5 protein-coding genes and 1 pseudogene are annotated in these 7,293 nt (G+C 62.8%); 5 read left to right on the top strand and 1 reads right to left on the bottom strand.

Features of this window, described 5'->3' with window-relative positions; all coding sequences use genetic code 11:
- From CN311_RS33560 to CN311_RS28305, 4 genes and pseudogenes are all read left to right on the top strand, one after another.
- Window positions 1–135 (top strand): annotated as a pseudogene (locus tag CN311_RS33560) (preprotein translocase subunit YajC); the annotation flags it as partial.
- A gap of 52 nt (window positions 136–187) precedes the next feature.
- On the top strand, window positions 188–2,740 hold the full coding sequence (gene secDF, locus CN311_RS28315) for a protein translocase subunit SecDF (RefSeq protein WP_097576927.1): 2,553 nt from the start codon (window positions 188–190) through the stop codon (window positions 2,738–2,740).
- Between the two features lie 15 nt (window positions 2,741–2,755).
- Complete coding sequence (locus CN311_RS28310) at window positions 2,756–3,145, top strand: Mth938-like domain-containing protein (protein ID WP_097576926.1); 390 nt, start codon at window positions 2,756–2,758, stop codon at window positions 3,143–3,145.
- A gap of 1 nt (window position 3,146) precedes the next feature.
- Complete coding sequence (locus tag CN311_RS28305; RefSeq protein WP_165779882.1) at window positions 3,147–3,995, top strand: phytoene/squalene synthase family protein; 849 nt, start codon at window positions 3,147–3,149, stop codon at window positions 3,993–3,995.
- Window positions 3,996–4,281: 286 nt separating this feature from the next.
- Here the strand turns inward: CN311_RS28305 and trmFO are convergent, their stop codons facing one another.
- Window positions 4,282–5,691, bottom strand: coding sequence for a methylenetetrahydrofolate--tRNA-(uracil(54)-C(5))-methyltransferase (FADH(2)-oxidizing) TrmFO (trmFO, locus tag CN311_RS28290; RefSeq protein ID WP_097576925.1), 1,410 nt, complete (start codon window positions 5,689–5,691; stop codon window positions 4,282–4,284).
- A 539-nt stretch (window positions 5,692–6,230) separates the two neighbouring features.
- On the opposite strand from trmFO, the gene CN311_RS28285 reads away from it, so the two are divergent.
- Entirely contained in the window at window positions 6,231–7,286 is a 1,056-nt protein-coding gene (locus CN311_RS28285; protein WP_097576928.1) for an AraC family transcriptional regulator, read from the top strand.
- The last annotated feature ends 7 nt before the right edge of the window (window positions 7,287–7,293 follow it).

Raw genomic sequence — 7,293 nt, 5'->3', positions numbered from 1 at the left:
GTGACCAAGGTGATCGATGACAACGAGCTCGAGATCGATCTCGGCGGTGGCACCAAGGTGACGGCGCTGCGTTCGACGATCGCCGATGTGCGCGTCAAGGGCGAGCCGGTGGCGAACCAGAACGCCAAGAAATAACCGGATTCTCGGCGGAACGCTGCCGCTTGTACGCCTGAACGGACGACGCCATATGCTTTATTTCTCGCGCTTCAAGATGATCCTGATCTGGCTGGCCGTGGCAGCCACAGTGGTCCTCGCTGCGCCCAATCTGTTCTCGGCAAGCACATTGGCCAAGCTTCCCGATTGGGTGCCGAAGCGGCAGATGACGCTTGGCCTCGATCTGCAGGGCGGCTCGCACATCCTGCTCAGGATGGATCCGAACGATCTGATCAAGGATCGGCTGGAGACGACGCGCGACGAGATCAGGACGCTGCTGCGCGACGCCAAGATCGGCTATACCGGCCTTGCCGGATCGGGCCGCACCGTGCAGGTCCGCATCACCGACCCGGCTCAGGTCGATGCCGCCAAGGCGGCGTTGAAGACATTGACGGAGCCGGTGGCGGCCGGCCTGTTCACCGGCGGCTCGATCCAGGAGATGACGCTGGATGATTCCGAGCCAGGCCTGCTCAAATTCACCGTAACCGACGCCGGCATCAAATACCGCACGTCGGCGGCGCTGACGCAGTCGATCGAGGTCGTCAGCAGGCGCGTCAACGAACTTGGCACGACCGAGCCGATCGTGCAGCGGCAAGGCGACGACCGCATCCTGGTCCAGGTGCCGGGCCTGCAGGATCCTCAGCGGCTGAAGGATATCCTCGGCCAGACCGCCAAGCTGACCTTCCAGATGGTCGACCAGTCGATGCCGGTGCAGGATGCGCTGAACGGCCGTCCGCCGGCAGGCGATTCGATCCTCTATTCTCAGGACGATCCGCCGGTCCCCTATCTCATCGAGAACCGCGTCATCGTCTCGGGCGAGAACCTGGTCGACGCCCAGGCGACTTACAATTCCCAGACCAACGAGCCCGTGGTTTCGTTCCGTTTCGACTCCAAGGGGGCGACGCGTTTCGGCCAGGCGACCTCGCAGAATGTCGGCAAGCTGTTCGCCATCATCCTCGACAATCAGGTCATCTCGGCGCCGCAGATCCGCGAGCCGATCCTTGGCGGCACCGGCCAGATTTCGGGCAATTTCACCGCCGAGAGCGCCAACGATCTCGCCGTGCTGCTGCGCGCCGGCGCACTGCCGGCGACGCTGACGGTGATCGAGGAGCGTACGGTGGGTCCGGGTCTCGGCCAGGATTCCATCCATGCCGGCAAGGTCGCCGGCATCATCGGCTCGATCCTCGTCGTCGCCTTCATGTTCGTAGCCTATGGCTTCCTCGGCTTCCTCGCCAACCTTGCGCTGGCGGTGCATGTGGCGATGATCGTCGGGCTGTTGTCGCTGCTTGGCGCGACGCTGACCTTGCCTGGCATTGCCGGTATCGTGCTGACTATCGGCATGGCGGTCGATTCCAACGTTCTCATCTACGAACGTATCCGCGAGGAGCGACGGGCCGGCCGCTCGGTGATCCAGGCCATCGACACGGGCTTCTCCAAGGCGCTGGCGACCATCGTCGATTCCAACGTGACGTCGCTGATCGCGACCGTGGTGCTCTTCTATCTTGGCACCGGGCCGGTAAAGGGCTTTGCCGTCACCTATGCCATCGGCATTCTGACCACCGTATTCACGGCCTTCACCTTCACGCGCCTGCTGGTGTCGATCTGGCTGCGCCGCGCGCGGCCGAAGGAATTGCCGCGGGCGCCGGTGACCTTGGTTCCGCCCGGCACGAAAATTCCGTTCATGGGCATCCGTCGCTGGACCTTCACGCTGTCCAGCGTGCTGTCGATCCTCTCAGTGGTGCTGTTTCTAAGCACCGGCATCAATTACGGCATCGACTTCAAGGGTGGCTCGCTGATCGAGGTGCAGGCGAAAAGCGGCAACGCTGACCTTGCCGACCTTCGCAGCAGGCTTTCGGAGCTCAACATCGGCGAAATCCAGGTGCAGCAGTTCGGTACGCCGAATGACGTGCTGATCCGAGTCGGCACCCAGGACGGCGGCGAGAATGCCGAGCAGACCGTCATCGACAAGGTGCGCGGCGAGTTGCAGGACCAGTATGACTTCCGCCGCGTCGAAGTCGTGGGGCCGACGGTCTCGGGCGAACTGGCCAAGCAAGGCACGATCGCCATGCTCGTCGCACTGCTTGGCATCCTGATCTATGTCTGGTTCCGCTTCGAATGGCAGTTCGCGGTCGGCGCCATCATTGCGACGGTCCACGACGTGGTCATGACGATCGGCTTCTTCGTCATCACCGGGCTCGAATTCAACCAGTCGTCGCTGGCAGCGATCCTGACCATCATCGGCTATTCCTTGAACGACACCATCGTCGTCTACGACCGTGTCCGCGAGGATCTGAGAAAATACAAGAAGATGCCATTGCCGCAGTTGCTGAACAACGCCATCAACGAGACGCTGTCGAGAACGACACTGACCTCGGTGACGACGATCCTGGCGCTGCTGGCGCTGGTGCTGTTCGGCGGCGAGGTGATCCGCTCGTTCACCATGGCGATGCTGTTCGGCGTCATCTTCGGCACCTATTCGTCGATCTTCATCGCCGCGCCGCTGCTGATCCTGTTCAAGTTGCGGCCTGGGGCCGCAACTGCCGACGAGGAGAAGCCGGTGAGCGGCGGCAAGGCGGTGGCGACGTGACGACTGCCTGAGCCCGTGGCAAAAGGCATCGTCATCCGTGAGGCGCATTTCCCTGGTCGTGCCCCGATCGAGGCCTATGGCAATGGCGGTTTCCGCTTCGCCGACATGTCGCATCGCGGCTCGCTGCTGTGCCTGCCGTCCGGCATCCATGGCTGGGAGCCGGCCGACGCTACAGCTCTGACGACGGCGGATTTCGAAAAACTGCTTGGTGAGGCCGACAAGGTCGAGATCCTGCTGGTCGGCACCGGCAGGGATTTGAGACCACTGCCGGCGGCGCTGCGTGCCGCGCTGAAGGCGGCGGGCATTGCTTCCGATCCGATGTCGACCGGCGCTGCCGTGCGAACCTACAATGTTCTTCTGGCGGAAGACCGCGCGGTGGCCGCCGCGCTCATTGCCGTCGACTGAGATGATCGACGACGCAAAAATCGTCATGGAAGCGGTGCGCGCCGCCGATCACGACCGCTATCTCTGCGCGCTTTATGCGCCAGCGGACAAGCGCGATGCGCTGTTTTCGCTCTATGCCTTCAACGCCGAGATATCGGGCATTCGCGACCGCATCCATGAGCCGCTGCCAGGCGAGGTGCGGCTGCAATGGTGGCGCGATACGATTGCCGGAGAAGCGGACGATAGGGCAGACGTCGGCCATCCCGTCGCCGACGCTTTGAAGGCCACGATTTCCGCCCATCGCCTGCCGAAGCAGGCGTTCGACAACATGCTCGAAGCGCGTATCTTCGACCTTTACGACGATCCGATGCCGTCGCGCACCGATCTTGAAGGCTATTGCGGCGAGACGGCGGCGGCGCTCATCCAGCTTGCGGCGATGGTGCTCGATCCCATTGAAGCGCCGCGCTTCGCCGAGCTGGCGGGCAGGGCAGGCTGCGCGCAGGCAATGACCGGTCTTCTGCTGCTGTTGCCGCTGCATCGCCGGCGCGGCCAATGCTTCGTGCCGGCGGACGTCCTTGCGGCGGCCGGCTCCTCGCCGGAAGAGTTCGTGAAAGGCGATGGCGGCCCTGGCGCGCAACGCGCCGTTGCGGCGATGATCGCGCTGGCGCGCGAGCATCTGGCCGCCTTCGAGCAGGCCGCGCCGACCCTGCCGTCTTCGTTGCGCCCGGCCTATCTGCCGCTTGCCCTGACGCCCGCCTATCTCGCCAGGATGGAAAGCCGTTCGCCGCTCGATCGCGTGGTGCGGCTGTCAGCCTTGCGCCGGCATTGGCTGCTCTTGCGGCGCGCATCGAAGGGTTGGCCACCCATTTGACGTAAACGTCAATCATGGATGCTCTGGCAGCGATCTTTGATTCGATTGACAAAACCGTTCGCGACTGCTTTCGCTTCCGCTGCTCTCAAGGATATGGGCAGCAATCGCTTCGAGATCGGTGACGGCCTTCTCGCTAAGAACGACGGCGAGACGCTTTATCATCATCATCTCGCGCGAGTTGCGAAATGCGGCTCTTTACCCTGTCGATCACCTCTTCGAGGGGAACGGCGGGCCTCGTATCCTCAATCGAGGCCTTCACGCGCGCCGTGCGCGGCCAACCAAGAAACTACTCCGCTGCTTCTGCCCGCGCCGGCAGACCCAGCCATTCCCTGCAATCGGCCAGCGCGCGCGAGGTCACCGCGCGCCGCTTTGCGACGATCTTGTCCTTGCCGCGCAGGCGCTTGCCCTCGGCTTTCGGTGCTTCCACCGGCGGGAACAGGCCAAAATTGACGTTCATCGGCTGGAAGGATCGCTTGCCTGGCTCATCGTCGGACACGATGTGGCCGCCGGTGATGTGGTTGAGCAGCGCGCCGAAAGCCGTGGTCAGCGGCGGCAGCGAGGCCTGATGGCCGAGCCGCTCGGCGGCGGCGAAGCGTCCGGCCAACAGGCCGATGGCGGCGCTCTCGACATAGCCTTCGCAGCCGGTGATCTGGCCGGCAAAGCGCAGGCCTGGATGCGACTTCAACTGCAGCGAAGCGTCTAGCAGCGTCGGCGAGTTGATGTAGGTGTTGCGGTGCAGGCCGCCGAGGCGGGCGAAATCTGCATTTTCGAGGCCGGGAATGGTGCGGAACACGCGCACCTGCTCGGCATGCTTCAGCTTGGTCTGGAAACCGACCATGTTGTAGAGCGTGCCCAGCGCATTGTCCTGGCGGAGCTGGACGACGGCATAGGCTTTCACAGCGGGATTGTGGGCATTGGTCAGCCCCATCGGCTTCATCGGCCCATGGCGCAGCGTCTCGACGCCGCGTTCGGCCATCACCTCGATCGGCAGGCAGCCGTCGAAATAGGGCGTGCCTTCCCATTGCTTGAATTCGGTCTTCTGGCCATCGACCAGCGCCTGCACGAAGGCGAGATATTGCTCTTTGTCCAGGGGACAGTTGATGTAGTCCTTGCCGGTGCCACCGGGACCGACCTTGTCGTAACGCGACTGGAACCAGCAGACGTTCATGTCGATCGTGTCGAAATGGATGATCGGCGCGATGGCGTCGAAGAAGGCAAGCGCGTCGGCGCCGGTCGCTTCGCCGATCGCCTGGGCGAGCGAGGGCGCCGTCAGCGGTCCCGTGGCGATGATCGCCTGGTCCCAGTCCGCCGGCGGCAGGCCCGGCACTTCCTCGCGCTGGATGGTGATCAGCGGGTGCGCTTCTAGCTTTTTGGTCACAGCCTGCGAAAACCCGTCGCGGTCGACGGCCAGCGCACCACCTGCCGGCACCTGGTTTGCATCGCCGGCGCTCATGATCAGCGATCCGGCCAGCCGCATTTCGGCATGCAGCAGGCCGACCGCGTTGGTCTCGGCATCGTCGGAGCGGAAGGAATTGGAACAGACAAGCTCGGCCAGCCCCTCGGTCTTGTGCGCATCGGTGCCGCGCACGGGCCGCATTTCATGCAACACGACTGGAATGCCAGCCTGGGCCGCCTGCCATGCGGCTTCAGAGCCGGCGAGGCCGCCACCGATGATGTGAATGGGGTTTTTGCTCATAAGCGCCGGAATAATCGCTTGTAGCTGCGATTGCAATTGTACCGGGGTTCGCCCCCAGCGGATAAGTGTCCGCCGCACTCGCATGACGCTGCAGATACAGCCTGACCTGCCAAGGGTGGCATTTCGAGGCATTTTTTTGGCAGCTGCAAGCAAGCGCTGGCGGGCCGTTCGAGGTAATCCCCAGCCCGCACGGATCATCGGAAGCAAATGGGCTTTGCGGGCTGCCCGCAAAACAGCCTTAGAGGCTTGGCGCTCGCGTTCGCCTACAGCCTGCGCCTTTAGATCTTTCCATTCACCGCTCGCGACGGCCATCCGGCCGTACCGCGTGAGGGCCGGCGGCGCGCGACCTAAGAAGAACAAGGCAACCCGCGCCGCCGCGCCTTGTGCCAATGGAGTGCGCTAATTCTGGGCCGATTACCTATCAGAGAGGAAATCCGAAGGAGGCTGAATTTGCCGGATGTCACTGGCAGCCGCTTGACAAGGATTTGCGCTGGGTGGCCCATAAGCTGATAATTGGCTGGCTTGTGTGTGGGGGGCGCATGACAGCGGAAAAAAGCGAGACAATTTCTCAGGGCCTGGCCGCAGGTCCGACAGCAGCAGGTTTGGCTGCTCGCTTGGCCGTGGAAGAGCTCACAAGGCACGCGGTCGACCCTAAGCCATTGCTCGCGCGCTGTCGTCTGTCCGCCGCCGCTCTCAGCCGCCGTGACCGCATCAGGGTTAAGTCGCAGATCGAGTTTCTTGAGCTGGCTTCGAAGGCCGTGCGCGACGACCATTTTGGCCTCTCCCTGGCCAAGTCGGTCGATCTGCGCGAATTGGGGATACTTTACTACGTAGCCACTTCATCCCAGCGCCTCGGCGATGCACTGGGCCGCCTTGAGCGTTTTGTGCGGGTGGGGAACGAAGCCCTGATCTTACGGATTCGCAAGGGGTCGCCGTGCCGGATCAATGTTGCTTATGCCGGCGTGTCGCGTCATCTAGACCGGCACCACATGGAATTCCTGACTCTGATCTTATTGCGGCTATGTCGTCAGCTCGTCGGTCAAAAGTTCTCGCCGCTCGGAGTCAAGTTTGTGCATCACCGGCCATCCGATCCACCGACCAGAAAGCTGTTGGGTTGCGATGTTCAGTTTGGCGCCGACACCGACGAGTTGAGTTTGGAACCCGCATTGCTCGATTTGCAGGTGGTGGGAGGTGATCCTTTTCTGCATGAGCTGATGTTGAAAAACTGCGAGGACGCGATCCGGGCCCGTCCTTCCAATGCGAGCGCCTTCCGAACTGTTGTGGAGAATGTCATCGCGCCAGCGCTGCCTCATGCTGAGGCGGACATCAAAACAGTCGCCAGGTGTCTTGGGATAAGCGAGAGGACATTCGCGCGCCGGTTGGCTTCCGAAGGGCTGACGTTCAGTGAGATACTCGATGGACTGCGGCGAGATCTCGCCGTCCGCTACTTGGAACAGAGGGATTTGCAAATCTCGCAGATCGCCTGGCTGCTCGGGTTTCAGCAACCCAGCGCGCTAAGCCATGCTTGCCGGCGCTGGCTAGGCACGAGTCCGCTGGAATACCGACGCCATAGGCTGACACAGGCAACTATTTAAGCTGCCC

This window comes from Mesorhizobium sanjuanii, from assembly GCF_002529485.1.
GTDB classification, from domain to species: domain Bacteria; phylum Pseudomonadota; class Alphaproteobacteria; order Rhizobiales; family Rhizobiaceae; genus Mesorhizobium; species Mesorhizobium sanjuanii.
Note: the sequence above shows the minus strand (reverse complement) of the source record. Positions and strands in the feature narration are given on the sequence as shown.

What these genes read in the sequence shown, in the direction of transcription:
- CN311_RS28305 (WP_165779882.1), top strand. Translation starts at nt 3,147, where the DNA reads ATGATCGACGACGCAAAAATCGTCATGGAAGCGGTGCGCGCCGCCGAT.
- secDF (WP_097576927.1), top strand. Translation starts at nt 188, where the DNA reads ATGCTTTATTTCTCGCGCTTCAAGATGATCCTGATCTGGCTGGCCGTG.
- CN311_RS28285 (WP_097576928.1), top strand. Translation starts at nt 6,231, where the DNA reads ATGACAGCGGAAAAAAGCGAGACAATTTCTCAGGGCCTGGCCGCAGGT.
- trmFO (WP_097576925.1), bottom strand. Translation starts at nt 5,691, where the DNA reads ATGAGCAAAAACCCCATTCACATCATCGGTGGCGGCCTCGCCGGCTCT.